Raw genomic sequence first — 24,956 nt, 5'->3', positions numbered from 1 at the left:
CCGCTCACGCGCCGCCGGCGAGCAGCCGATCCAGCGCGGCGTAGCTCTGGTCCAGCCCCTCGCCCATGGCGCCGAGCATGCCGTCGCGCTCCTCGGTGGTGTGGAAGAGCGTGGTCGCGACGAGGCGGGTGCGGCCGTCGCCCAGGTCCTCGAGCACGGTGGTCTCGATGGCGACGTAGCCCGGCATGCCGTCCCACTCGAACGTCATCGCGAGCCGCTCGGGCGGCGTCACCTCGCGGAAGCGGCCCTCGAACCCGTGGACGCCGTCGTCGGCGTGCTCCACGAAGCGCCAGTGGCCGCCCTTCTCCAGCTCGTACCGCTCGACCACCAGCTCGTTCCCGCGACCCCACCACTGCGCCAGCAGCGCCGGGTCGGTGAACGCTCGCCACACGCGCTCGCGGGGCGCGTCGAAGATCCGCTCCACGCGGATCTCGCGGTCGGTCGGGGTGGACACCGCCGCCTTCGCGGCGCGCTGCTTCACGGCCTGGCTCGTCATTCGGTCCGTCCTTTCGTGCGCTTCAGGAGCGCGTCCAGGCGGTCGAGGCGCGCCTCCAGCATCCGGCGATACCCCGCCATCCAGGCGAGCTCGTCCTCCAGCCGGCGCGGGCCGAGCCTGCAGCTCCGCACGCGACCGACCTTCTCCGTCGTGACGAGCCCAGCGTCCTCGAGGACCCGCACGTGCTTCTTCATCCCGGTGAGCGTCATCTCGAAGCCCGTCGCCAGCTCGCCGATGGACGCGTCCCCGCGGCCGAGGCGCTCCAGCACGCCGCGCCGGGTCGCATCCGCGAGCGCCGCGAACGTGGTGTCGAGCCGCTCCGTATACTGAACCATATGGTTCAGTGTTAAGCAGGCCGCCGGCCCGCGCAAGCCCTCACCGCGCGTGCGACCCAACGGGATGGTCGGGCCAGATCCGCTCGCGGTTCGACGGGGCTCACCACGAGCGGATCCTCTCCGCTCACCCTGAGCCCGAGCGGCTTCCGACCCGCTCGCCCTGAGCCTGTCGAAGGGCGAGCGCCCTACGGCAGGCCCAGCAGCGGCGGCAGCTCGGCGAGCGAGCGGATCTCGGCGTCGGGGGCGGCGGGGAGCCGCTCCGCGGGCTGGCCGGCGCGGTTGCACCAGGCCACCTGGAGCCCGAACGCCTTCGCGCCGAACGCGTCCCATCCGTTCGAGGAGACGAACAGGATCTCCGGGGCGGGAACGCCGAGGCGATCCACCGCCAGCCGGTAGACGGCCGGGTGCGGCTTGTAGACGCCGACGTCCTCCACGGAGAGGACCTGCTCGAGCAGGCCGGCGAGGCCGGCGCTCTCGGCGGCGGAGGCGAGCATGGCGGGCGCGCCGTTCGAGAGCACCGCCAGCCGCACGCCGGCGCCGCGCAGGCGCGTGAGCGCGTCCCTCGCCTCCGGGTACGCGGCGAGGCGGCGGTAAGCGTCCATCAACCCGTCGCGCAGCCCCGGCCCGGCGAGGCCGAGCGCCTCGAGCGCGAAGTCGAGCGCGTCGCCGGTCACCTGCCAGAAGTCGGCGTGCCGGCCGGCCAGGCTGCGCAGCCAGGTGTACTGGAGCTGCTTCGCCCGCCACAGCTCGGCGAGCGGCTGCCACCGATCGCCGAGCGCGCCGCGCGCCTCGGCGGCGGCGCTGGCCACGTCGAAGAGGGTTCCGTAGGCGTCGAAGACGGCGGCGCGGACCGGGGCGAGGGCCATGGCCCCGATGCTAGCGCCCCGCGCGCTACCTGCGCTTCGCCGTCTGGGTCGCCGCCAGGCGCCGGGCCTCGGCGGCGTCCTCGCCCCGGGCTCCCGCCTTCAGGGCGCGCTCGGCGAGGGCACGGGCCACGGCGCGGTCCCCGTCGGCGAGCGCCGCCCGCGCCCCGGCGAGCAGCAGCGCCGGATCCCGCGGCGCGACGGCGAGGCCGCGCTCGGCGGCGCGGCGGGCCTCCGCCGGCTGCGCCTCCGCGAGCCAGGCCGCGGAGAGCAGGCGCAGCGCGGCGGCGTCCTTCGGCCGCGCCAGCAGCACCGCGTCCAGCTCGGCGCGGGCCGCCGAGGCCTCGCCGCCGGCGAGCCGGGCCGCGCCGAGCGCGCGGCGCGCCTCCGGATCGGCCGGATCGAGCGCCACCGCCTTCTCCAGGAACGGGAGCGCGTCGCCCGCGCGCCCGCGGCGCAGCAGCAGGTCCCCGAGCGCCAGCGCCGGCTCCGGGGCGCGCGGATCGCGGGTGACCGCGTCGCGGTACGCCTTCTCGGCGTCGGCCGCGCGCCCCTCGGCCTCGAGCGCCCGGCCCAGCGCCACGTGCGCGAGCGGCGGCGGCGAGCGGGTGGCGGCGAGCTTCTCGAGCAGCGCGCGCCCGCGGGCGGCGCGCCCCTGGGCCACGTCGGTGAGCGCGTACCAGACCGCGGCCTCGGCCGGCATGCGGCCGTCGCGGGCGGTGCGCTCCAGCTCGGCGCGGGCCGCGGCGAACTGGCCCAGCCGGTAGCGCGCGATGGCGCGCTGCACGCGCACGGCGCGGCCCTCGGCGCCCTCGGTGGCGGCGAGCGCCTCGGCGAGGCGTCCGCGGCCGATGCGGGCGCGGGCCAGCAGCACCTTCGCGCCCTCGTCCTTCGGCGCGAGCGCCACCGCGCGGGCGGCGGCGGCCTCGGCCCGGTCCCAGGCGCGCGCGGCGAGGTGCACGTCGGCGAGCGCGGCGGCGAGCGGCGCGCTGTCACCGAGCGCCTGGGCCGCGCGGGCGAGGCGGGCGGCCGCGCCGGCGGCGTCGCCGGTGGCGGCGAGGACGCGGGCGGAGGCGAGCTCGAAGCGCAGCCGCAGGTCGCGCGGCGGGGCGCTGCCCTCGTCGGCCTCCACCGCGGCGAGCGCGGCGCGGGCCGCGTCGAGGTCCCGGCCCAGCGCCAGGCGCGCCTCGGCCGCCCCCACCACCGAGCGCGGGTGGGTGGCGTGGGCGGAGAGCGCCGCGGCGTAGGTCGCGAGCGCGCCCTCGGCGTCGCCGGCCGCGAGCGCCGCGTCGCCCAGGTCGGAGAGCGCCCGGAGCAGCGGCGGGTTCGCGTGCGCGGCGATCTCGAGGCGGCCGCGGCTCGCCTCGCGCTCGCCGCGGCTCGCCAGGATGCGGCCGGCGAGCGCCTGGATCAGCGGCTCGGAGGAGGGCGGGGCGGAGAGGATGGCCGCCTCGGCCGCGGCGCGCTCCCCGGGCTGCGCGGCGAGCAGGTAGCGCGCGGCGAGCGCGCCGTCGCCGGCCGCGTCCGAGGCCATGAGCTCGGAGGCGAGCGCGCTGGCCGCCTCGTCGCCGAACTCGGAGGCGCGCACCGCCGCGACCTGCGCGGCGAGCGAGGTCACCTCCGGGCCGGCGCCCATCCGCCGCGCGTCGGCGAGCAGCCGCGCCGCCTCGGCGAGCGAGCCGGCGGTGTCGCGGGCGAGCCCGGCGCGGGCGCGCGCGGCGGCGCCCACCGCGTTCCGGGCGGCGACGCGCGCGTCCACCACCAGGTACACCGCGGCGCCGGCGAGGAGCGCGAACACGGCCGCGCCGGCCAGCACCGCGCGGCGGTGGCGGCGCAGGAAGGAGGGGGGCGGCTCGGGCGCGGCGAGCAGGCGCTCGCGCACCTCGCGCTCGTACTCCGCCGCGATCCGCTCCGCCTCGGCCGCGTCCGGCGCGGCCGCCGGACGGGCGCGGGCCGCGGGCGCCGCTGCCGTCGCGGCGCCCGTCGGCGCGCCGCCGCGCGGCGGGGGGCCGGGGATGAGCGAGAGCAGCGACGCGGGCAGCTCGTCGCGCGCGAGCGGCGGCGGGGTGGCGCGGATGGGCGGCGGGCGGGGCGGCGCAGGCGCCGCCGCGGGCGGAGGCGCCGGCTGCTCGGGCGGGCCCAGCGGCTCGTCCGCGTCCGGGGGCTCGACCACGCTGGCCGGCGCTGCGGGCGCGTCGAGCGGCTCGTCCGCGGGCAGCGCGGCGTTCCGCGGGTAGGCGACGTCGAAGGCGAGCGCGGCCTCGAGCGCCGCGTCGCCGCCGTCGGCCGGCGGCGACCGGCCCGGCTCGCGCGCCAGCACCGGGGGCGTCGGCGCGACGGTGGGTGAAGCGGCCGTCCGCGGCCGGGGCGCCGCGCGCGGCGGGAGGTCGAACGTCGCGGTCGGCTCGAGCTCCGGCGGGACCTCCGCCTTCGGCGGCTCGTCGGTGAGCGGCCGGTACGGCTCGGTCACCTCGTCCGGCGCGGCGGCGCGCGCCGGCGCGGGCGCGTCCTCGGCGCCCGGCGCGGCGCCGTCCTCGCGCACGCCGCGCTTCGCCTGCTCCAGCCAGCCGCGCACGCGGGCGTCCGCCGGCTGCAGCTCCACGGCCCGCAGGAGCACGGGCAGCGCGTCGCGGAAGAGCCCCTTCGCGACCAGCGCCTCGCCCACCAGGTTGTACGCGTACGGGCTGCCCGGATCGACCGCGATGGCGATCTCGAACTGATCGTTCGCGTCCTTCGTGTCACCCGACTCGAGGAGCGCCCGTCCCCAGATCACGCGCCCCAGGATGGAGGACGGGTGGTGCTCGAGGCCCTGCCGGCAGATCTCGATGGCGCGCGCGTGCTGCCCGCGCTCGAGCAGCGCGCGGGCGAGCTCGACGAAGATGCGCGACCGGGGGTCGGCCGCGAGGATCTGCTCGTACTTCTCGAGGATGGTGGCCATGTGGCGGGGGAGGGCGCGAGCCTATCACGCAAGATCGCGACTCCAGCGCGGCGCGGGAAGGCCGCAGTCGCGGGATGTCGTCCCGTGTGGCGCGGGGTGCCGATGGGTGCGTGCAGCGGCGCGCGCGTCGCTGTGCGTGGTCCGGGCGCGCGGCAAGCCCCGACCGTGTCGAGGCCGTCGCGTCGGCCGTCAGTCCCACCAGAAGAACCACGCGTGCGAGCCCTTCAGCTCGGCGGCGAGGTTCAGCAAGGTCTGCGTGCCCTGGTGCACGATGTCGTCGCAGTACAGGCACTGCTCGCGCGCGAGCGCCTCGGCGCCCTCGCGATCCTCGGGCGGGCGCGGCACCCAGCACTCCACCACGTCGCCGGCGACCGCGTAGATCTCCGACCCGTGGCGCTCGTGCCAGTGGCGGTGCAGCGCGACGTGCTCCTCGGTCGCGGGGCACGCGTTCCACGCGCCGTAGTTCAGGTGGGCGAACGCCTCCCAGGAGTGCACGGTCGGGATCCGGGCGAAGTACACGACGGGATGCGGGCGGTCGGTGGTGAGGTCGCAGTGCGCGCCGAGCTGGTGGCCGCGCGACGGCGTCGCGGGCCACTCGCCCTGCGGGACGAACAGGCCGTTCTCCTGCAGCGCCGACGGGTCGGCGGCGTAGTCCGCCTCGGCCTCGCGCCGCCGCCGCTCGAGGACCTCGGGCCCGTCGAGCCCCTCGGCGGCCCGCAGCATCGCGGCGACGTCGGCGCCCTCGAGCCCCTCCCGCGCGGACTCCACCTGCTCGCGCGGGCCGAGGAGCACCGGGCAGGCACCCTCCGGCCGCCACAGCTCGCGCAGCCGCAGCCACTCCTCCACCGCGTCGCGGCCCGGGACGGCGACCAGCGGATAGGGGAACTCCGGCACCTCGGGCTCGGGCGCCTCGCCGGCCGGCTCCGGGGTGCCCGCGCCTCGGCCGAGCCATCGCTTCCAGAAGGACATGCCGTCTTATTGCACGGACAGCGAACCCCGCAAATGCGCGCGGTGCCGACAGCCGCGCACCCCGGAACCCGCGTGGCGCCACGCCTGGAACGGAAGACGGCGGAGGCCAGCAGGCCCCCGCCGTCGGTGCTGCCCGCGGTGCGCGCCGGCTAGAACGGAATGTCGTCCGGCCCACCGCCGCCCGCGCCGCCCCCCGAACCGAAGCCGGGGCCAGGGCCGGAATCCGGCTCCTCGAAGCCGCCCGGAGGGGCGTCGTCGGGGCCGTGCTGGCGGCCGGGGCCGCCGGCGCCGCGCCCGGCGCCGCCGCCAGCGCCGCCGCCGAGGAAGCGGACGGTCTCGGCGACCACCTTCACCTTCGACCGCTCCTGGCCGGACTGCTTGTCCTGCCACTTGTCGGTCTTGAGGCGGCCCTCGACGTAGACCTGGCGGCCCTTCGCCAGGTACTCACCGCACTGCTCGGCCTGCTTCCCCCAGACCTCGACGTCGTGCCACTCCGTCTCCTCCTTGCGCTGCCCGGACTGCTTGTCGGTCCAGGAGCGGGAGGTGGCGATGCGGAGGTTCGCGACCGCCTGGCCGCCGGACGTGTACCGGACCTCCGGATCCTTCCCGAGGTTCCCGACGAGGATGACCCTGTTCACCATGGCGTCGCTCTCCCCTGCGTGGCCTGCGCTGGACGCAGGCGTCGTGAGTGAAGGCTGGAGCCTAGCCGCCCCCCCTGACATCGGCGACGCCGGGGCCCCGGCCTACCGCCCGGAGGCCGGCACGACCGTCCCGCCGACGGGCACGAGCGCCGGCGCGGCGCGGACCGCCTCGGCGGCGTGGCGGGCCTCCTCGAGCCGCGGGCCGAGCGTGCGGGCGTAGGCCCCGAGCTCGTCCTGCCGGCCGGCGAGCGCGGCGAGCGCGGGCGGGAAGGGATGCTCGCGCTCGTCGCTGCGCGCCAGCCCGGCGCCGAGCGCGCCGACGGCGGCGTCCGCGTCGGACGCCCGCGCGGCCCGGAGCGCCTGGACGAGCTCGTCGGGCGCGGACGCGGCCACGCCGGCGAGCGCCTCGGCGAGGCGGGCCGCGAGCGCGCCGTCGAGCGCGGCGGCGGGCGCGAGCTCGACCAGCTTCGCGAGCGCCTCGGGGACGCCCTCGCCGGCGAGCTCGGCGATCGACGGGATGACGGGCGGCGGCTCCTCGGTGCCCATCGCCGACCAGAGCCGGCCGAGCACGCGCGCGTCGGGGGTGACCAGGTCGAGGAAGCTGCGCCGCGCCGCCTCGCCCTCGGGGTCGGACAGGTACGCGGCCTCGGCGATGGCGAGCCGGAGCGCGGGGTCGGTCTCGGCGCGGAGCGCGCCGCGCAGGAACGGCTCGTTGCGCGGATCGCCGCTGCGGGCGAGCGCGTAGTACGGCTGCGCCGAGCGCGCCAGGTCGGTGGTCGCGGCGACCGCCACCACCGCGGCCGGCCCGGGCTCCTTCCCCTGCGCCACCGCCGCCTCGAGGCCGGCCGGCGGCCCGCCGCTCGCGGCGAGCGCGGCGCCGAGCGCGTCCACCGCGCGGCGCACGCCGGCGGAGCGGCCCGGGTAGTCGTTCACCAGCACCGCGAACGCGAGCGTCCGGTGCGCGCCGTCCTCCACGTAGCCGGAGAGGCTGGTGACGTTCTCGAGCGTTCCGGTCTTGGCGCGGAGCCGGCCGGCGGCCTCGGTGCCCTCCATCCGCCAGCGGATGGTGCCGTCGCGGCCGGCCACCGGCAGCGAGGAGAGGTACTCGGGCTGGAGCGGGAACCGCGCGTACATGGCGCGGAGGAGCGTCACGAGCTGCCGCGCGCTGAAGCGGTTCGTGTCGTTGAGGCCCGAGCCGTTCTTCATGACGTACGTGCCGCGCGGCACGCCGGCCTCGGCCAGGAACTCCTCCACCACCTGCACGCCCTTCGGCCAGGTCCCGGGCGCGCCCTTCACCTCGGCGCCGAGCGTCTTCAGGAGCTGCTCGGCCACGAAGTTGTTCGAGGTCTTGTTGAGCCGGCGCACGAGCTCGCCGAGCGGGTCCGACTGCGCCACGAGCACCAGCCGCGCGCCCTCGGGCGTCGCGCCGGCGCGCACCTTCCCCACCTTCACCCCGCGCAGCTCGAGCAGCCGCGCCAGCGTGTGGCCGAGGTAGAGCGCCGGGTCCTCGATGCGGCGCCACTGCGGCTGCGTCCGGCTGCCGAGCGGCACGCGCCCCTTCACCACGATGCGCTGCTTTCCACCCCGCGCGACCGACTCGATGATCACGCGCCGCGGCGAGCCTGCGCGCACGGTGGTGGTGCGGTTCTCGACCTCGAGGTAGTCGCTCGCCGGCTCGAGCTCGACCCGGCCGCGCGCGCCGCGCCGGTCGCCGGGGCCGACGTGCACCGCCACCGCGTTGAAGTTGAGCGAGAGCGCCCCGGCGGGCGCGAGGTAGGCGCGATCGCCCTCCTCCTGGTCGTAGCCGGGCCCGGTCCGCTCGCCGTCGAAGAAGCCCTCGTCCACCACCAGCTCGCCGACGCGCTTCACGCCCAGGTGCTGGAGGTCGCCCGCCATGGCCCAGAGCCGCTCGGTCACGATGGACGGATCGCCCTTGCCGCGCACGTAGAGCGTCCGCGCCGCGCCGCCCTTCGGCTCGACCAGGAACTCGGTGGCGAAGCGGTACTCGGGGCCGAGCCGCGCCAGCGCGGCGGCGCTCGTCACCAGCTTCACGTTGGAGGCGGGGTTGAGCAGCACGTCGGGGTCGCGCGCGTAGATCACCTCGCCCGTGTCCACCGCCGAGACGAGGATCCCCACCCGCGCGCCGGCGAGCGGCGAGCCGTCCACGATGGCGGCGAGCGCCCGGGCCGCCTCGCGGGAGGGCGCATCGGCGGCGAGCGCGGCGGGCGGGAGGAGGGCGGCGGCGAGCGCCGCGGCGAGCAGGACGGGGCGGAAGGCGGCGGGAGGGGTCGAGGAGGGAAGCACGGTGGGCCGCATTATCGGATGGGCGGGCGGTGGACGCGCAGGCGAGCGCGCGCCCTGGTGAACGCCCGGGCGGGCGTGGGGTATTTCGGGGCCGCGTTGACGGGAGGGTCCCCCGCTCGCTAGGTATGACGATGTGAGCGGGGGACGCGCGGAAGGCGTGGACGGGCGCACGCGCGAGGCGCTGGAGCGCTTCGAGCGGTTCCTGCATCAGCGGGACCTGCGGCTCACCGAGGCCCGCGCCGCCATCGTGGAGGCCGCCCTCGCGCGCCAGGGGCACTACCCCATCGACGAGCTGATCGCGGACCTGAAGCAGCGCGGGATCCGCGGGTCCAAGGCCACCGTGTACCGGACCCTGCCGCTCCTGGCCGAGGCGGGCATCCTCGAGCCCGCCATCGTCGCGGGCGACGCCCGCAGCTACGAGACCACCTTCGGCCGCCACCACCACGACCACCTGGTCTGCTCCCGCTGCGGGAAGGTGGTCGAGTTCGAGTTCGAGGCGTTCGAGATCCTGCAGCGCGAGGTGGCCGCGCGGTACGGGTTCCGGCTGGAGGCGCACCACCACGAGCTGGTGGGGACCTGCCCGGACTGCCAGGCGCGCGAGGCGCCGCGGGGCTGAGGCGCTGGCCATCCGCTCGCCCGGCCCCCCGCTGTCCCGGCGCATGGCGCTCCTCGGGACGCTCGTCTTCCTCGCCATCGCCCCGGCGACCGTGGCCGGGGTGGTGCCGTGGTGGATCGCGGGGTGGCGCATGCGGCCGCCCCCGTTCACCGGGGCGCGCGCCCTGGGGGCGATCCTGGTCCTCGCGGGCGTCGCCGCGGTGCTCGAGTCGTTCGCGCGCTTCGCGATCCGCGGGCTCGGCACGCCCGCGCCGGTCCTCCCGCCCAGGCGCCTCGTGGTGAGCGGGCTGTACCGATACGTCCGGAACCCCATGTACGTCGCGGTCCTCTCGGTGATCGCCGGGCAGGGGCTGCTTCTCGGCGACCTGCGCGTGCTCGGGTACGGGGCGCTCGTCTGGCTCGCGTTCCACCTGTTCGTGGTCGGCTACGAGGAGCCCAGGCTCAGGCAGACGTTCGGCGGCGAGTACGACGCGTTTCGGAGCCGCGTCCCGCGGTGGATCCCTCGCCCGCCGCGCCGGAGGGGCTGACGCTCCTCGCGGGCGCTCACGTTCGCCGGAACAGGTCCGGAATTTCCTCACGTCGCCGGGCTTTCCCTACATGAACCAGGCCCGCGGTGCGGGTCACCTGCTCCGGAGCACGACGTGACGATCGAGACCAGCGCGATGAACCCGGGGAGCGAGCAGCTCCTCGGCCGCCAGGCCCCGGCCGCCGACCGGAACCTGAACCGCGGGGGCGAGCACGAGGACTTCCCGCTCGACCTCCAGCCGACCACCCTCGCCGCGCTGTGCCGCGGCGCGCTCGACGACGTCGGGGCCCGGTTCCCCGACCGCGTCGTCGAGTACGCGCCGGACGCCGAGCGCGACGGGGCGGGGGAGTGGGATCCGCGCCGGATCACCTACGCGGTGACGATCCTGCTCGAGGACGCGCTGAAGCGGACCCGGGCGGACGAGCGGGTGTGGCTCCGCTGGCGAGCGCACGAAGACATCGTGGTGGTGCGCATCCAGTTCGCGCGCCCGATCGACCGCGGCGACACGTTCGTCACGTACTTCGAGCGCGGCGTGAGGCCCGACGGCGCCGACGACCAGGTCGGCACGCTCCGGCTCGCGGCCGCGCGCAAGATCCTGCTGCAGCACCGCGGCGAGCTCGCGCGCATCCGGACGCGCGCGGGGACGGCCTACGTCGCGACGCTGCCGCGGCGCGCCGCGGACGTGCTGACGGACGCGCTGCCGCCGGACGGCGACGTGGCCTGACCGGGCTCACCCGGCCCGCAGCAGCAGCCGCCGCACCTCGGCCGCGTGCGCGAGGCGCGCCGCCACCCGCTCCGCGAGCGCGTCGCGCTGCCGCTCCACCGCCGCGGCCGTCTCGCCGAGCAGGCGCCCTGCCAGCCGATCGAGCGCCCGCTGGGCCGGCCGGTCGAGCATGGCCCGCAGGTCGGTGGTGACGGGATCGCGGGCCAGCGCGGCGCGCAGCGCGGCGAGCTCCGCCGCCTCGGCGCGGATCGCGTCCGCCGCCGGGAACGGCGCGGCCGCGAGCACGCGGCAGTCCACGTCGGCGATGGCCTGCGCCCCGGTGAGCTGGCGGGCGCCCTCGTCCACGGCGAGGCGGATGGGCGTGGCGCCGAGCAGCAGCGCCACCTGCCAGGCGGGCGGCGCGCCCGGGCGCGGGAACAGCGCGTGCCACTTCTTGTCCTCCCACAGCCCCGCCTCGTTCAGGAACGCGAACGCCCGCGCGCCCACCTTGGCCGGGTAGAGGAGCGGCGCGGGCCCGCGGCCGGGCGCGAGCCGCCACCACGGCGAGCGGCCCGCGCAGCTCGGGCGGCGGTGCACGCCGGCGGCCTCGCCGAGCGCGAGGTAGCGGCGCGCGGCGGCGCCGGGCGCGGCGGGCGGGCGGAACAGCACGCCGGCCGGCTCGGCCAGCTCCGGCGCGCGCGCCTCCTTCAGCGAGGCGAGCAGCGGCACCACGTCGCCCGGCGCCAGCCGGACCTCCCCGGCGAGCGGCGAGGCGAAGCGGCCGCCGCCGAGCGGGGCGAGGTGGAAGAACGCGTTGCACCCGCTCTTCGTGCCGAAGCGCACCTCGCACAGCGCGCCGAGGGGCGCCGCGCCGCGCGCCGCCGCGGGCCGCGGACGCCGCAGGCGGACCCGCGGGCCGCCGGCGCCGCGGGCGAGCGCCGAGAGCTCCGCGGCGGAGAGCGCGGCGAGCGGCACGGAGGCCTCCGCGGCGGGCGCGTCGGCGGCGCCCTCCGCCCAGACCACGAGCGCGGTGTCCACCGAGGCGGCGAAGCTGCCGGCCGCGCGCGAGCGCAGGCGCACCGCGAACCCGCCGCGCGCCCGCGCGTCGGCGAGGAGCGGCTCGGCCGAGCGGGACACGTCGAGCGCCCGCGGCCACACCAGCGCCGCCACCGGCGCGTGCCGCAGCGCCACCGCCGCGAAGTGCGCGGAGAGGTCGGCCTGCCGTCCCAGCCCGCTCGCCGCGGCGGCGCGCGCCTTCGCGGCGGCGGCGAGCCGCTCGTGCCGCAGGAACGGCGGGTTCGCGAGCACCAGGTCGGCGGCCGGCCACGGGGCGGCGAGCGCGTCGGCGCGGCGGACGTCGGCGCGCGCGCCGAGCAGCGCGAGCCGGGCCGCCGCGGCGCGGGCGGCCAGCGGCGCGACGTCGATCCCGGCGAGCCGCAGCCGGGCGCCCACGCCGCGCGCCAGCCGCTCGGCCGCGGCGAGCAGCGCGCCGCCGCCGCAGGCCGGGTCGAGCACGAGGAGCCCGTCGAGCGCGCGCGAGAGCGCCGGCAGCGGGCGGCCCGCGAGCAGCGCCGCCGCCGCGTCCGCCGGCGCCGGCCCGCCCCGCCGCGCGGCCGCGTGGGCGAGCCCCAGCGCCGCGAGGGCGCGCGCCTCGGCGGGCGGCGTGAACACCGCGCCGTCGGCGCCGGCCAGCGCCCGCGCGCAGAGCGCCTCCAGCAGCGCGCCGTCGAGCCGCTCCGGCGACGGGTCCAGCTCGGAGCCGGCGCGGAGCCCGAGCCGGGCGAGCACCGGCTGCGGGTCGCCGCCCAGGTGCGCCGCGGCCACCGCGAGCTGGTCGCCGGGCGCGAGCGCGGCGAGCGCGTCGAGCGCGGCCCGCGTCGGATCGGCGGGAGGGCTCGCGCGCCGGGGGGTCACCGCGCGGACGCTCCGGCGTGGGCGATCGCGACGGGGGCGGCGGCGGGCACGGGCGGATTGTACGCGATGCGCGATCCGGCGCGGGGCCGGAGCACCGCGTCAGGCGCGGGCGTGGTCCGGCCGGTCTTCCTGCGGCCGCCCCACGCGCCCGAGCCGCGGGACCGCGCGCGCGCCCGGCACGAACGCGAGCACCAGCAGCGCCGCGCCGGCGGTCATCTCGGCCACGCCGGCGGCGGGCTCGGAGGCGCCGCGGCCGGTCCAGACCAGCCACGCGGCCGGCGCCGCGAGCGCGTACCGCGCCGGCGGCCACTCGATCGCCGCGACCGTGCCGATGCAGACGAGCAGCCCCATCGCCACGTCGTGCAGGATCGGCCCGACCTCGCCGTATCCCAGCACGAGCGGCGCGAGCAGGAGCGCCAGCCCCACCGCGAAGCTCGTCCAGCGCGCGATCATGCACCCTGAACGTAGCCGTGCCGCGCGGGGGCGAGAAGCCGCCGCGGCGCCACGTCCGAGGGGCCTGTTGGGGCCTGGCCAGGCCGGCCGCACCCGACCGGCGGAGCCGGAAACTGGCGCTGTCAGGCACCCCCGCTAGGATGCGCAGCCGAACGCCGGATTCCGGGAGGATGAGGCCATGCCTCGCGGCCGGACCCGGCGGGATCGCACCACGGAAAGCTCGATGACCTACGCCGACGAACGCGTCGCCGCAGAGATGGGACGTGTGCTGCTCGCGCTCTACCGCGCGGGCATGCAGGTCCGGGTCTGGCCGGACGCGCTGCATGGCCGCGCCGGCGCCCGCATCGTGGCCGGCCCGTCCGCGAAGCGCCGCCGGACGGCGCTCAAGTCGGCGTCCGGCTCGGGGGACTCTCCGCTGCAGGCGATCTACGCCGCGGTGGAGCGCATGAACGAGCGCGCCGGGGCGATCGTGGTGCCGCTGGACTGAGCCTTCGGCTCCGCCCGCTCATCCCGACCCTTCGACTCCGGCCGGGCCTGGCGGCCCGGCCTACGCTCAGGGTGAGCGGATGATCGTGCCAGGGCCGCGCGGAGTCGAGGGACGCTCAGGGTGACCCTTCGACTCCGGCCGGGCCTGACGGCCCGGCCTACGCTCAGGGTGAGCGGTAGAATTCGCTCGTCCTGAGCCTGTCGAAGGACGAGCGGGGCTACCCGAACAGCCCGTCCAGCTTTCGCTCGATGTCCTGCTGGACCTTGTCGCGCATCGAGCCCGGGACGAGCATCGGGAACTTGAGGTCGATGACGACCTCCTCGTCCTTCACCGCGTAGGCGCCGCTCACGCCCATCTTCGAGACCTTGCCGGTCTTCGCGCCGCCGTCCTTCTGGTAGTCGAGGGAGAGCTTCTCGGCGATGCGCTCCATCACCTCGTCCACCTTCTCGTAGATCTCACCGGCCTTCTTGCCGGGGTACTTCCTCGTGATCTGCGGCATCCTTGCGGGTCTCCTCCGACGGCCCTCCGGCCGGTCACTTCGCGTATTGAGTTGGGTCCTGCACCCCGGCCTCGGCAAATCCCTTTCGGCGCAGGCTGCAGGCATCGCATCGGCCGCAGGCGCGGCCGCGGATCGGGTCGTAGCACGAGAGGGTCATGCGGTACGGGACGCCGAGCTTCGTGCCCAGCCGGACGATCCCCGCCTTCGAGAGCCGGAGCAGCGGCGCCCGGATGCGGAGCGGATGCCCCTCCACGCCGGCCCGGGTCGCGACCTTCGCCAGCCGCTCGAACGCATGCAGGAACGCCGGGCGGCAGTCCGGGTAGCCGGAGTAGTCGATGGCGTTCACGCCCACGAAGATCTGCTCCGCGCCGATCACCTCGGCGTGGGCGAGCGCGAGCGAGAGCATCACCGTGTTGCGGGCCGGCACGTAGGTGACCGGGATGTCCCGGGCCATCCTCGCCTCGCTGCGCCCCTTCGGCACCGCGATGGCCGCGTCGGTGAGCGCCGACCCGCCGAACGCGGAGAGGTCCACCTTCACCACGCGGTGGCCGGCGGCGCCGAGCGCCCGCGCGATCCGCCGCGCCCGCGCCAGCTCCCCCTTGTGCCGCTGCCCGTAGTCCACCGAGAGGCAGTGCGCCTCCAGCCCCTCGGCGCGCGCCACCGCCAGGCAGGTGCTCGAGTCGAGCCCGCCCGACAGGAGCACCACCGCGCGCCGCGCCTCGCTCGTCGCCTTCGCCATCTCCGGATCCTAGCGGGCCACCGCGGTGAACGCGTAGCTCGCGGTGCAGGGGAGCACGCAGGGCGCGCACGCGCCGCCGGTCGCCCCGTAGGTCTCCACCAGCGTCCCCGCGAGCGTCGGCGGCCCGCCCGCCGGGAACGCGAGGTCGCCCTCGATCGCGACGGTGAGCGCCGCGGTGCAGGTGGCGGCGCAGGCGCTCAGGACCGCCTCGCCGGCCGCCGCCGAGGCCTGGACGTGGTCGCCGCTCCGCGCCCCGCGCAGCACCGCCTCGTGCTCGCGCCCGGTGCAGAGCGCCACCGCGCCGGTGCGCGGGTCCTGCGCCAGCGTCACCGGGAACACCGCCGCCGCATCGGCCGCGAGCTCCGCCGGGATGGTCGCCGGCACCGCCGCGGCCCAGCCGCCCTCAGGCCCCACCGTGCAGGCCGTCGAGGCGTCCACCCGGCGGGCCTGCAGGCCGAACACGCCGATCACCTCGCCCGGGCAGTCCTCGCCGCCGTCGCTGTTGCACGCGGGGGCGCCGAGCGCGGCGAGCAGGGTTGCCAGGGTGAGCGCGCGCGGCGCGCGGTGGGACGGACGGCGGGGCACGGGGCCGGCTAGCCTAGCACCGCGAGCCGGAGCTCGACGAACGGATCCGACAGGGCCAGGAGCGCGAGGTCGCGGAGGTCGGGGAGCGCGAGCGCCTCGGCCGGATCGAGCGGCCCGCCGTCGAGGCGCCGGTCGAGGAGCGCCAGCGTGCGCAGGGCGTGGCCCGGGTCGCCGGCGTGCAGCAGGCCCACCCGGTTCGCGGTCCGGCGCACCGCCGCCGCGAGCGCGCGCGGGTCGAGGGTACGCAGCTCCGCCGCGGCCGGGCCCGCCAGCGCGGCCGCGGTGGCGCTCACCTCGCCCGGCACGGTCCGCTCCAGCGCGGCGAGGAACGCGCCGGCGTGCGCGGCCGGTAGGCCCATGGCGGGCGGCGCGCCGCCGCCGAAGCGGCAGGCCAGCTCGAGCAGGATGGCGGCGTCGCGCGGCGCGAACTTCCCGAGCAGCGCCCAGCCGTGCTCGACGAGGTCGAGCGTGCGGGCGGCCAGGAACGCGAGCGCGCCCTCCGGCAGGTCCGCGAGCCCGGCCGGCAGCACCACCGAGGGCGGGCGGGTGTTCTCGATCACCACCTCGCGCCCGGGGCGGGCGCCCAGGAGCGCCGCGTGCGGGCGGGCCTCCAGCGCGCGGGCGGCCCGCTCCAGCGCGGCGTGCAGCGCCGGGGCGGCGGCGGGCGCGAGCCGGTCGGCCGGGCCGGCGCCGCGGGCGGCGAGGTCGGCCGGGAACAGCGGCTCGAGCCAGGGCGCGAGCAGCGAGAGCAGGCGCGCGCAGGGGCCGTTCGCGCCCGGCGCCGCCACCCGCTCGCGGAGCGCGGCCGGCAGGTGCGCGGCCACCGGCGCCCCGCCGGGCGCGCTGCGCGACGGATCGGCGAAGGCGGCGAGCGAGGCGGCCAGGCGCGCGCGCTCGGCGAGGCGGGCGGACGCATCCGCGCCGGTCCGCTCGGCGGCCGCGAGGTCCGCGCACAGCGCGCTCGCCTCCGCGAGCGCGGTCGCGTCGGAGGGATCGCGCCGCGCCAGCTCCAGCCAGCCCTCGGCGGCGCGGGCCTGCGTCTCCGGGCGCGCCGCCCGGGCCACGAGCAGCTCGCGCTGCGCCTCGAGGTCGTCCGGCACGAGCGAGAGCGCCTTCTCCAGCATCACCGCGGCGCGCTCCGGGTCGGCGAGCCGGGTGCGGAGCAGCTCGGCGAAGTGGCGCAGCCGCGCGGCGGCGGCGAGCGGGTCGTAGGCGGCGATGGCGTCGGCGCAGGCCTCGCCCAGGCGCACGTAGTCGTCGAAGCGGCCCAGCTTCTCGGCGGCGCGCGAGAGGTCGCGGGCGAGCGTCAGGTCCGACGGGTCGCGGGCCAGCGCCTCCGCGAGCCAGGCGCGCGCCGGCTCCCACTCCGCGGCCTGCAGGCAGGCGCGCCCGCGGGCGGCCAGCTCCGCGACCGGCAGGGGGTGATCCGGCCCGAGCTCGGCGCCCACCGCCGGCGTGGCGGGCAGCGCGCCGGGCGCCTCGGCCGCGAGCGCGATCTCCTCGTCCGACCACCCGGCGGGCGGCGGCAGCTCGGGGGCGGGGGCGGCGCTGCGGGCGCGGATGGCCTCGGCGCGGGCGAGCCGCGCCGGGTCGCCGGCCGCCACCGACAGGAGCCACGACCAGGTGAGGTCGCGCTCGGGGTCGGCCTCCAGCGCCTCGAGCAGCGCGTCGGCGGCGCCGGCCGCGTCCCCGGCGCGCTCGAGGTGGCCGGCGAGCCGCTCCAGCAGCTCGGCCCGGGCCACGCCCTCGGCCACGGCCGCCTGCGCGCGCAGCACCTCGGCCACCGGATCGGCGGCGGGCGCGCGCCGGTGGACCTCGCCCGGCTCCGCCGCGGCGGCCGCGGCCGGGCGGCCCATCCCGGCGAGCAGCGCCTCCGCCTCCTCGGCGCCGCGCAGCGCGGCGGCGGTGCCGCTCTCGCGCGCCGACGCGAGCGCGTCGTGGAGCGCCGCGGCCGCGGCGTCCTCGTCGCCGAGCCGGTCGAGCAGGATGCGGGCGCGCCGCAGGTGCAGCGCGGCGGCCTCGGCCGGATCCGCGGCCGCGCCCGCCTCGGCCGCCAGGCCCGCGGCGGCCTCCGCCCACCCGTCGCGCCGCCCGTCCAGCGCGGCGAGCGCGTCCAGCGCGGGCGGGTACACCGGGTCGAGCTCCAGCACCGACAGGAACGCGCCGCGGGCCGCGTCGAGGTGCCCGGCCGAGGCGAACAGGTCGCCGCGCGCCTGGCGCAGGTCGCGGCGCCGCGCCGTCTGGCCCCAGGCCGCGAGCGCCTGCTCGTGGAGCTGGGCCAGGTCGAGCCACGCGTCGAGGGCGCCGCGCGCGAGCGCCAGCGCGGCGGCGCGCTCGAACGCCTCGGGGTCGCCGGGGTCGGCGGCGAGCAGCTCGGCGTAGAGCGCCTCGGCCTCGTCCGCGCGGCCGGCGGCGTCCAGGGCGCGCGCGAGCCGCCGGCGGTGCGCGGTGCGCGCGTCGGGGGCGAGCCCGGCCTCGGGGATGGCGCGGAGGTGCTCGACCGCGGCGCCCGGGTCGCCGGCGGCGAGCGCCTCCTCGGCGAGCACGGTGCGGGCGGGCACGCAGCCGGGCCGGGCCAGCACCGCGGCCCGGTACGCCCGCGCGGCGTCGCCGTGCGCGCCGGCGTCCTCGAACAGGCGGGCGGCCTCGAGCGCGCTGCGCGCCGCCTCGTCGCCGTCGCTGCGGATCGAGGCCGACAGGAGGGCGCGGGCCGCGGCGAGCGGCTCGCCCCAGGCGGCCTCCAGGCGCGCCCGCGCGCGCCACGGGCCGGGCGCGTCCGGGTCGGCGCCGGCGGCGAGCTCGAGCGCGCCGCGCACCTCCTCGTCGGGCGCGCCGGCGCGGGCCAGCGCCTCGGCCGCGACGGTGAACGCCTCGGCGCGCTCGGCGGGATCGTCGGAGGAGAGCGCGCGCTCCGCGGCCGCGCGGGCCGCCTCGCGCGCGCCGGCGGGCGGCGCCGCGGGCGGCGGGGCGGCGTCCGGCGCGGCCGGCTCGAGGCCGCCCAGCGCGCGCGCCTCGCGGGCCCGCGCCGGCGCGCCGGCCGCGTCCAGCGCCGCCGCGGCGCGGCCGGCCAGCGCCGCGAGCGCCCCGGGCCCTTCGCCCTCGCGGGCGCGGAGCTGGAGCAGGGCCTCCAGCAGGTCGGCCGCGTCGCGCCCGGCGTCGCCGAGCGTCTCCGCCAGCTCCGCCGCCGCCTCCAGCGCCACCCTGCGCTCCTCGGCCAGGCCCAGCGCGAGCGCGCGCTCGGCCCGGCTCCGGGCCGCCGCGAGCGCCAGGTCCGCGTCGCCCAGCGCGGCGTGCCCGTGCGCCAGCGCCGCCCAGGCGATGCCGGCGCGCTCGTCCCCGGGCGCGAGCGCGAGCGCCCGCTCCAGGTGCGCGATGCCGTCGGAGGCGCGCCCCTCGGCCCACGCGGCGAGGCCGAGGCGGTAGCGCGCCGCCGCCTCGGCGGAGGCGGGCACGGCGCCGCGCGCCTCCTCGGCGCCCGCCACCAGCCGCCGGTCCAGCTCGGCGGCGGCGGGGGGCCCGCGGGTCGCGGCGAGGCAGGCGGCCAGCGCCGCGAGCGTCTCCACGTCGCCGGGCGCGGCCGCGAGCGCCGCCTCGTAGGCGGCCGCGGCGCGCTCGCCCTCGCCGAACGCGAGCAGCGCGTCGGCGCGCGCGCGGTGGCAGCTCGCCGCCTCGGCCGGCACCGCCGCGGCGCGGGCGGAGAGCACGCCGTCGAGCCGCTCCGGCTCGGCGGCCGCCTCGCGGAGCGCCGCCACGAACGCGCCGTCGTCCGCCGGCCAGGCGTCGAACGCGTCGCGCAGCGCGGCCCGCGCCCGCTCGTCCTCGCCGGCGGCGTGCAGCGCCCGCGCGGCCTCGCGCAGGCGGGCGGCGCGCGCCGGACCGCGGGCGTGCGCGGCGCGCCCGAGGAACAGCTCGGCCCGCTCCAGGTGGCGGTCGGCGTACGCGTCCGCCAGCTCGCGGGCGGCGTCCTCGTCGTCCGGGTCGGCGCGCACCAGCGCGGCGAGCAGCGGGATGGCCTCCTCGCGGCGGCCCAGGTCGCGGAGCAGCGCCGCGGCCGCGCGGAGCGCCACCGGGTCGGCGGGGCCCTCGGTGGCGAGCGCGGCGCAGGCCTCGGCGGCGCGGGCGCGGTCGGCGGGATCCGGCGAGGCGGCGAGCCGCATGACCGCGTCGCGCCGCATTCGGGCGCGCAGGGCCGGATCGGCCTCGCGGGCGGCGCGGTCGAGCAGCATCCGCGCGACCTCCGGGTCGCGGCCGGTCGCGGTCAGGATCGCCGTGAGCCGCTCGCGGGCCGCGGCGCTCGCGCGGTCGTGGGCGAGCGCCTCGCGGAGCGCGGCCTCGGCGTCCCCGGTGGCCCCGGCGGCGGCGTGCACGTCCGCGAGCGCCACCAGCGCCGCGGCGCGGGCGGGGCCGGGCGCGGCCGCGGCGGCCCGGGCGGCGAGCGCGCGGGCGAGGTGCGGGCCGCCCGCGTCGCCGAGCGCGCGCGCGGCGCGCTCCAGCAGCTCCACCCCCTCCGCGTCGCCGGGGGCGGCGGCGACCGCGCGGTCCAGCGCCTCGGCGGCGCCGGCCGGATCGCCGGCGTCGAGCAGCAGCGCGCCGGCGGCGCGGGCGTGCGCGGCCGCCGCGGCGAAGTCGCCGGCCGCGGCCGCGAGCGCGTCGAGCTGGAGCGAGAGCCGGGCGGCCTCCGCCGGGCGGTCGAGCGCGCGGGCCAGCACCACCGCGTCCGCGAGCAGCCGGCGCGCGGCCTCCGGCTCGCCCGCGTCGAGCGCGAGGTCGGCCGCCTCGCCCAGCGCGTCGAGCCGCTCGGGCTCGGGCGCGCCGGCCCGCGCCAGCGCCTCGGCGCGGGCCCCGGCCAGCGCGGCGCTGCGGACCGGGTCGGCGGCGGCCTCGGCGCGGGCGCGGCGGTAGAGGTCGCGGGCGAGCTCGGGCCGGCCGGCCGCGAGCAGCGCGGTGGCGGCGCGCCCGAGCGCGTCGGCGCGCGCCGCGCCGGACCGGGCCGCCTCCGCCGCCGCGAGCACGGCGCGGGCGCCGCGCTCCGGGTCCTCGTCGAGCGCCAGCCGGCGCACCGCCGCGTCGAGATCCTGGGGACGGCGGGCCAGCACCTCCGTCAGCGCGGCGAGCGCGAGCGCGCGCTCGCCCCGGTCCTCGGCCAGCTCGGCGAGCTGGCGCGCCAGCGCGAGCGCGTCCTCGGGCGGGAGCGCGCCCAGCCCGGCCTCGAGCAGGCGCCGGTGCACCACCAGCGCCTCGCCGGACGCGCCGCCCAGGTAGAGCACGCGCGCGAGCAGCGGCGCCGCGAACGCGAGGTCGTCCTGGGTGCGGGCGTAGGCGCGGCGCGCCGCGCGGATCGCGCCGCCGAGGTCGCCCTGCGCGAGCGCCAGCGCCGCGGCGGCGCGGAGCGCCCGGGCCGCCTCGCGGGGCGCCGGCGCGCGGCGCGCGTAGGCCTCGAGCGGCTCGGCGGCGGAGCGGGCGGGCAGGCGCGCGCGCCGGAACGCGGCGTGCTCCTCGGCGAGCCCGCGATCCGGCGGGAGCGCCGCGATCGCCGCGGCGTAGGCGGCGTCGGCCTCGGCGGCGCGCCCGAGGCGCGTGAGCAGGCCGGCGCGCTCGAGGCGCCGGCGGCCGGCCGACGCCGGCTCGAGCGCGGCCAGCTCCTCCAGCCGGTCGGCCACGGCGCCGAGGTCGCCCGCGGCCTCGGCGGCCGCGCGCGCCGCCTCGACCGCGGCGGGGTCCCGCGGCGCGAGCGCGCGCGCCTCCTCGGCGGCGGCGAGCGCGCCGGCCCGGTCGCCGAGCGCGGCCGCGAGCGCGGCGCGGCGCAGGTGGGCGGCCGGCCGGGCGCCGGTGGGGAGCAGCGGCACCAGCGCGGCGAGCGCGTCCCGCTCGGCGGCGGCGTCCCCGCGCCCCCGGGCGCGCTCGGCGAGGGCGGCGAGGGCGGCGCGGGCGCTCTCGCGGCCCGGGGCGAGCGCGAGCGCCTCGCGCAGCGCGGCCTCGGCGCCGGGGGCGTCGTCGGCGCCGCCGGCGGCGAGCAGCGCCAGCCCGGCCTCGGCGAGCCGGTCGCCGGCGTCGGCCTCGCCGCGGTCGCGCGCGCGGCGCGCCCGGGCGAGCAGCGCGCGGGCCGCCTCGGCGGGCGCGCCGGCGCGGGCCGCCAGCTCGGCGCGGAGCTCCAGCGCCGCGTCGTCGTCCCCGGCCCCGGCCGCGGCGCGGGCGGCGTCCAGCGCGCCCGCGAGGTCGCCGGCGGCGGCCAGCAGCCGGGCGCGCCCGGCCTGGGCGGTCGCGGCCTCGGCGGCGTCCGCGAGCGGGTGGGCGGCGAGCCGGCCGAGGAGATCGAGCGCCCGCGCCGGGGCGAGCGCGCCGGCGCAGGGGGCCGCGCACAGCACCCGCAGCGCCGCGAGGCAGCCCGGGTCGAACTCGATCGCCTCGCCCGCGAGCCGCGCGGCCTCGGCGGCCTCGCCGCGGCCGGCGAGGAGCGCGCCCAGCTCGGCCCGCACCGCGGCCGCGTCGGCGCCGCGCGCCAGCGGGAGCCGCCGGCGGAGCGCCGCCTCCAGCCCGGCCGCATCGCCGGCGCGGCGGTGCAAGCCCGCGAGGCGCGCCAGCGCCGTGTCGTCGCCGGGGACTGCCTCGCAGTAGGCGGTCAGGTGGCGGCGGGCCGCGTCGGCGTCGCCGCAGGCGGCGGCCGCCGCGGCCGCGAGCGCGAGCAGGCCGGCGCGGTCCGCGGCCGGGAGCGCCTCGCCGGCCAGCGCCGCCTCGGCGTCCCCGAGCGCGCCGCGCGGATCCTCCGCCACGCGCCCGGCGGCGCGCCGGGCCCGGGCGGGCGCGAACGCGGGGTCGAGCTGCGCGGCCAGGTCGAGCGCCTCGCCGGCCGGGTCGAGCCCGTGGGCGCGCAGCGCCAGGGTGGCGCCCTCGCGCCCGCCGGTGAGCCGGGCGAGCAGCAGCAGCGCCCGCGAGGCGCCGCGCGCGTCGCCGCCCGCCGCCCGGAGCTCGGCGAGGCGGGCCAGGGCGGCCTGGGCGGTGGCGGGATCGTCGGCGGCGCGCTCGCACGCGGCGAGCGCGCGCGGCAGGTCGCCCGCGCGCGCGTGCAGCTCGGCCGCCTCCAGCCAGCGGCCGAGCCGCTCCAGCAGCGCCGCCCGCGCCGCGTCGTCGCCGGTGGCCGCGAGCACCTCGGCGAGCAGCGCGCCCGCGCCGCGCGCCTCGAGCGCGTGCGCCCGCTCGGCGTGCTCGCGCGCCGCGGACGGCTCGCCCGCGTCCAGCGCCGCCCGCGCCGCGCGCAGCTCCAGCTCGGCGGCGTCGGCGGCGCCGCCCGCGAGCAGCGCGCGGAGCGCCCCGAGCGCGAGCCGGGCGTCCCCGGCGTGCGCGGCCGCGTCCGCCTGGGCGCGCAGCACCGCCGGGTCGCCCGGCGCCGCCGCCCGCGCCTCGGCGAGCGCCGCCAGGGCGGCGGGCGGATCCACCGGCACGAGCAGCCGCCCCCGCTCCAGCCAGGCCGCGGCCGCGGTGGGCGCGTCGCCGGCCGCGGCGGCGAGGCGGGCGGACTCGGCCAGCAGCTCCGCCACCGTGGTCGCGTCCGCCACCCGGCGCGCCAGCCGCAGCTCGGCCGCGAGGCGGGCCGGGTCGGGGCGGGCCGCGCGGGCGGCCGCCGCGGCGGCGAGCGCCGCGGCGAGGTCGCCGGCGCGCTCCGCGGCCGCCGCGATGCGGTCGTCGAGCGCGGCGGCGGCCGCCGCGTCCCCGGTCAGCGCGCGCAGCCGCTCCAGCGCCTCGCGCTCCGAGGCGGCGTCGCCGCGCGCGGCGGCGAGCTCGGCCTGGCCGGAGAGGGCCGGCGCGCACCCGGCGTCGAGCGCCAGCGCCGCCGCGAAGCGGCGGGCGGCCTCGCCGTCCTGGCCGGCCGCGCGCAGCGCGGCGCCGGCCTCGGCCAGCAGCGCCGCCCGCGCGCCGGCGTCCGGCTCCAGCCCGGCGCGGCGGTCGAGCGCGCCGGCGAGGGCCGCCGGCCGCCCCAGCCCGCGGAGCCGCTCCACCAGCCGTTCCAGCACCGCCGCGTCCTCGGGCGCGAGCGCCGCCGCCGCCTCGAGGTGGGCCGCCGCGGCGGCCGGATCGCCCAGCCGCCGCTCGGCGACCCCGGCGAGCGCGAGCCGCGTGCGCACCGCCAGCGCGGCGCCGCCGGGCGTGGCCGCGTCGAGGCCGGCGAGCGCCAGCGCGTGGAAGTCGGCGGCCTCGTCCCAGTGCCCGAGCGCCTCGGCGGCGCGGGCCGCGCGCGCGTGGACCTCCGGGCCGGGGGCCAGCTCGGCGGCGGCCCGGTAGCGCAGCAGCGCGTTCTCGGCGTGCGCGAGCGGGCCCTCCCACGCGGCGCCCGCCTCCAGCGCCGCGGCGGCCGCGGCGGCGCGATCGCCGCGGGCGAGGTGGACGTCCTTCAGCCGGTCGAGCGCGCGCACCGCGCGGAGCGGCTCGCCCGCCGCGGCGCAGGCGCGCGCCAGCGCGGCGAGCGGGGCCGGGTCCTCGGGGGCGAGGCGGAGCGCCTGGTCGAGGTGGAGCCGGGCCGCGGCCGGATCGCTGTGGAGCAGCAGCTCGCCCAGCTCGGCGTGGGCCCGGGCCTTCTCCTGCGGATCCGGGTCGTAGGCCACCAGCCGCCGGTCGGCGCGGACGAGGGCCTCGCGGTCGCCGGAGGCCGCCGACAGCCCGCGCAGCGCGCGGAGCGCCGGGACGTGATCGCGCCGGACCTCCAGCGCCACCTCGGCGGCGCGCAGCGCGTCGGCCGGGTCCGCGCCCGCCAGGCCGAACACCGCCTCGGCGCCGGCGAGCGCCGCGAACGCCTCGCCGCGCGCCCCGGCCGCCGCGGCGAGCGCCGAGAACGCGTGCGCGGCCCGGGCCGGCTCGCCGCGCGCCTGCCGCACCAGCGCCTCGGCGAGGAGCGCGGGCGCGAAGTCCGGGCGCCGCTGCAGCCAGGCCGCGGCGAGGTCGAGCGCCTCGTCGTGGAAGCGATCCTCGAGCAGGAAGAGCGAGAGCAGCAGCTCGGCGGCGAACGGGTGGGACGCGGCGGCGGACCCCTGCGCGAGCAGCGCCTCGCGGGCGTGCTCGGGCTCGCCGCGCGCCAGCGCCTCGCAGGCCGGCGCGAACGCGCGCGCGCCCTCGTCCGCCGCGAGCAGGTCCGGCGCGCTGCCGGTCTCGGCCGGTCCGGCCGCCGCCTCCCAGGCGATGTGCGCGACCCCGGCCGCGAAGGCGGCCCGCGAAAGGCGCGCGCCGTGCGGGCGCGGCAGCTTCCACCCCCGCGGCGCGAGCGCGGCGCGCAGGAGCGGCGCGAGCGGGTCGGACGGGAGGGCCGCGGCGCCGGCCGCCTCGAGCGCCCGCGCGGCGAGGTGCGGGAGCGCGGCGGCGGGGAGCGGCGCCGGCCCGTAGATCCGCGGCGAGTGGAACACGAGCCCCAGGCCCCGCTCGCCCCGCGGCAGCAGGCCGGCCTGCAGCGTGAACGCGGGCCCGGCGGAGATCCGCCCGGCCAGCTCGGCGAAGCCCTCGCGGAACGCGATGCGGACGCCCTCCAGCCCGAGCGCGCCCAGGCCGGCGCGGGCCAGGGCGGCCTCGACCGGCGCGGGCGTGAGCGCCACGCGCAGCTCGACGAGGTCGGTGAGCCGGCTCCGGAACTGCGCCGCGCCGGCGCCCGCGTCGAAGGGGAAGTGGACGTCCGGGACGCGGAGCGTGAGGCACTCGAGCGTGAGCCCCGGCGCCAGCTCGCGATCCGCGAGCCGCACCGAGGCGCCGCCGCGCTCGAGCCGCAGCTCGAAGCCGGACCCCGCCCCGGGCTCCGAGGAGTGGGCGGGGGCGGGCTGCTGTCTCACCTCCGCCATGGGGGCGGAATTCTACCGGAGGGGGCCCGCCGGGGCGAATAGCGGGATGCGCGGCGCCAGGGGTGGGACCCGGT

Annotated in this window: 17 protein-coding genes; 4 read left to right on the top strand and 13 right to left on the bottom strand. The window is 80.4% G+C overall.

All coding sequences use genetic code 11. The features are described 5' to 3' along the window. Positions 1 to 4 precede the first annotated feature (4 nt). The 7 genes from ADEH_RS19695 to dacB form a co-directional block, all read right to left on the bottom strand. Positions 5 to 496 (bottom strand): SRPBCC family protein, encoded by a 492-nt coding sequence (locus ADEH_RS19695; RefSeq protein ID WP_011422861.1) that lies wholly within the window; start codon positions 494 to 496, stop codon positions 5 to 7. Then, positions 493 to 831: an ArsR/SmtB family transcription factor gene (locus ADEH_RS19690; protein ID WP_011422860.1), complete on the bottom strand. Its 339-nt coding sequence runs from the start codon at positions 829 to 831 to the stop codon at positions 493 to 495. Before ADEH_RS19690 ends, ADEH_RS19695 begins: the two co-directional genes overlap by 4 nt. A 185-nt stretch (positions 832 to 1,016) precedes the next feature. After that, the gene (locus ADEH_RS19685; protein WP_011422859.1) at positions 1,017 to 1,697 is read right to left on the bottom strand and encodes a haloacid dehalogenase type II; all 681 of its coding nucleotides are present in this window, start codon (positions 1,695 to 1,697) and stop codon (positions 1,017 to 1,019) included. Positions 1,698 to 1,722: 25 nt separating this feature from the next. Next, the gene (locus tag ADEH_RS19680; protein ID WP_011422858.1) at positions 1,723 to 4,632 is read right to left on the bottom strand and encodes a tetratricopeptide repeat protein; all 2,910 of its coding nucleotides are present in this window, start codon (positions 4,630 to 4,632) and stop codon (positions 1,723 to 1,725) included. Between the two features lie 189 nt (positions 4,633 to 4,821). After that, entirely contained in the window at positions 4,822 to 5,601 is a 780-nt protein-coding gene (locus tag ADEH_RS19675; RefSeq protein ID WP_011422857.1) for a DUF4253 domain-containing protein, read from the bottom strand. Positions 5,602 to 5,750: 149 nt separating this feature from the next. Further along, on the bottom strand, positions 5,751 to 6,242 hold the full coding sequence (locus ADEH_RS19670; RefSeq protein ID WP_011422856.1) for a single-stranded DNA-binding protein: 492 nt from the start codon (positions 6,240 to 6,242) through the stop codon (positions 5,751 to 5,753). A 102-nt stretch (positions 6,243 to 6,344) separates the two neighbouring features. Then, a complete protein-coding gene (gene dacB, locus ADEH_RS19665; RefSeq protein WP_232287346.1) occupies positions 6,345 to 8,546 on the bottom strand; it encodes a D-alanyl-D-alanine carboxypeptidase/D-alanyl-D-alanine endopeptidase in 2,202 nt (733 codons plus the stop codon). 133 nt (positions 8,547 to 8,679) lie between these two features. Between dacB and ADEH_RS19660 the strand changes: the two genes are divergently transcribed. The 3 genes from ADEH_RS19660 (at position 8,680) to ADEH_RS19650 (ending at position 10,411) form a co-directional block, all read left to right on the top strand. Beyond that, the gene (locus ADEH_RS19660; protein ID WP_049760138.1) at positions 8,680 to 9,162 is read left to right on the top strand and encodes a Fur family transcriptional regulator; all 483 of its coding nucleotides are present in this window, start codon (positions 8,680 to 8,682) and stop codon (positions 9,160 to 9,162) included. Positions 9,163 to 9,205: 43 nt separating this feature from the next. Beyond that, positions 9,206 to 9,688 (top strand): methyltransferase family protein, encoded by a 483-nt coding sequence (locus tag ADEH_RS19655; RefSeq protein ID WP_011422853.1) that lies wholly within the window; start codon positions 9,206 to 9,208, stop codon positions 9,686 to 9,688. A gap of 114 nt (positions 9,689 to 9,802) precedes the next feature. After that, positions 9,803 to 10,411: a HAMP domain-containing histidine kinase gene (locus ADEH_RS19650; protein ID WP_011422852.1), complete on the top strand. Its 609-nt coding sequence runs from the start codon at positions 9,803 to 9,805 to the stop codon at positions 10,409 to 10,411. Between the two features lie 6 nt (positions 10,412 to 10,417). On the opposite strand, the gene ADEH_RS19645 is transcribed toward ADEH_RS19650, so the two are convergent. Together ADEH_RS19645 and ADEH_RS19640 are read right to left on the bottom strand one after the other, a co-directional pair. After that, the gene (locus ADEH_RS19645; RefSeq protein WP_011422851.1) at positions 10,418 to 12,304 is read right to left on the bottom strand and encodes an N-6 DNA methylase; all 1,887 of its coding nucleotides are present in this window, start codon (positions 12,302 to 12,304) and stop codon (positions 10,418 to 10,420) included. Positions 12,305 to 12,403: 99 nt separating this feature from the next. After that, on the bottom strand, positions 12,404 to 12,757 hold the full coding sequence (locus tag ADEH_RS19640) for a hypothetical protein (protein WP_011422850.1): 354 nt from the start codon (positions 12,755 to 12,757) through the stop codon (positions 12,404 to 12,406). 223 nt (positions 12,758 to 12,980) lie between these two features. On the opposite strand from ADEH_RS19640, the gene ADEH_RS19635 reads away from it, so the two are divergent. After that, positions 12,981 to 13,244: a hypothetical protein gene (locus tag ADEH_RS19635; protein ID WP_232287345.1), complete on the top strand. Its 264-nt coding sequence runs from the start codon at positions 12,981 to 12,983 to the stop codon at positions 13,242 to 13,244. A 217-nt stretch (positions 13,245 to 13,461) separates the two neighbouring features. Here the strand turns inward: ADEH_RS19635 and ADEH_RS19630 are convergent, their stop codons facing one another. The 4 genes from ADEH_RS19630 to ADEH_RS19615 are packed head-to-tail and all read right to left on the bottom strand — an operon-like array spanning position 13,462 to position 24,882. Beyond that, positions 13,462 to 13,743 carry a polyhydroxyalkanoic acid system family protein gene (locus tag ADEH_RS19630; protein WP_011422848.1) on the bottom strand — a complete coding sequence of 94 codons (282 nt, stop codon included), beginning with the start codon at positions 13,741 to 13,743 and terminating at the stop codon, positions 13,462 to 13,464. A gap of 34 nt (positions 13,744 to 13,777) precedes the next feature. After that, the gene (gene queC, locus ADEH_RS19625) at positions 13,778 to 14,482 is read right to left on the bottom strand and encodes a 7-cyano-7-deazaguanine synthase QueC (RefSeq protein ID WP_011422847.1); all 705 of its coding nucleotides are present in this window, start codon (positions 14,480 to 14,482) and stop codon (positions 13,778 to 13,780) included. A 9-nt stretch (positions 14,483 to 14,491) separates the two neighbouring features. Next, a complete protein-coding gene (locus ADEH_RS19620) occupies positions 14,492 to 15,067 on the bottom strand; it encodes a hypothetical protein (protein ID WP_011422846.1) in 576 nt (191 codons plus the stop codon). A gap of 8 nt (positions 15,068 to 15,075) precedes the next feature. Then, on the bottom strand, positions 15,076 to 24,882 hold the full coding sequence (locus ADEH_RS19615; protein ID WP_011422845.1) for a hypothetical protein: 9,807 nt from the start codon (positions 24,880 to 24,882) through the stop codon (positions 15,076 to 15,078). Positions 24,883 to 24,956 lie beyond the last annotated feature (74 nt).

Origin of the sequence: Anaeromyxobacter dehalogenans 2CP-C, from assembly GCF_000013385.1 — a bacterium.
GTDB classification, from domain to species: domain Bacteria; phylum Myxococcota; class Myxococcia; order Myxococcales; family Anaeromyxobacteraceae; genus Anaeromyxobacter; species Anaeromyxobacter dehalogenans_B.
The sequence above is the reverse complement of the archived record's forward strand: the minus strand, read 5'-3'. Positions and strand labels throughout refer to the sequence as shown.

Coding starts and splice junctions, on each gene's coding strand:
- queC (WP_011422847.1), bottom strand. CDS start 14,482: ATGGCGAAGGCGACGAGCGAGGCGCGGCGCGCGGTGGTGCTCCTGTCG.
- ADEH_RS19675 (WP_011422857.1), bottom strand. CDS start 5,601: ATGTCCTTCTGGAAGCGATGGCTCGGCCGAGGCGCGGGCACCCCGGAG.
- ADEH_RS19685 (WP_011422859.1), bottom strand. CDS start 1,697: ATGGCCCTCGCCCCGGTCCGCGCCGCCGTCTTCGACGCCTACGGAACC.
- ADEH_RS19655 (WP_011422853.1), top strand. CDS start 9,206: ATGGCGCTCCTCGGGACGCTCGTCTTCCTCGCCATCGCCCCGGCGACC.
- ADEH_RS19630 (WP_011422848.1), bottom strand. CDS start 13,743: ATGCCGCAGATCACGAGGAAGTACCCCGGCAAGAAGGCCGGTGAGATC.
- ADEH_RS19670 (WP_011422856.1), bottom strand. CDS start 6,242: ATGGTGAACAGGGTCATCCTCGTCGGGAACCTCGGGAAGGATCCGGAG.
- ADEH_RS19635 (WP_232287345.1), top strand. CDS start 12,981: ATGACCTACGCCGACGAACGCGTCGCCGCAGAGATGGGACGTGTGCTG.
- ADEH_RS19695 (WP_011422861.1), bottom strand. CDS start 496: ATGACGAGCCAGGCCGTGAAGCAGCGCGCCGCGAAGGCGGCGGTGTCC.
- ADEH_RS19615 (WP_011422845.1), bottom strand. CDS start 24,882: ATGGCGGAGGTGAGACAGCAGCCCGCCCCCGCCCACTCCTCGGAGCCC.
- ADEH_RS19680 (WP_011422858.1), bottom strand. CDS start 4,632: ATGGCCACCATCCTCGAGAAGTACGAGCAGATCCTCGCGGCCGACCCC.
- ADEH_RS19690 (WP_011422860.1), bottom strand. CDS start 831: ATGGTTCAGTATACGGAGCGGCTCGACACCACGTTCGCGGCGCTCGCG.
- ADEH_RS19640 (WP_011422850.1), bottom strand. CDS start 12,757: ATGATCGCGCGCTGGACGAGCTTCGCGGTGGGGCTGGCGCTCCTGCTC.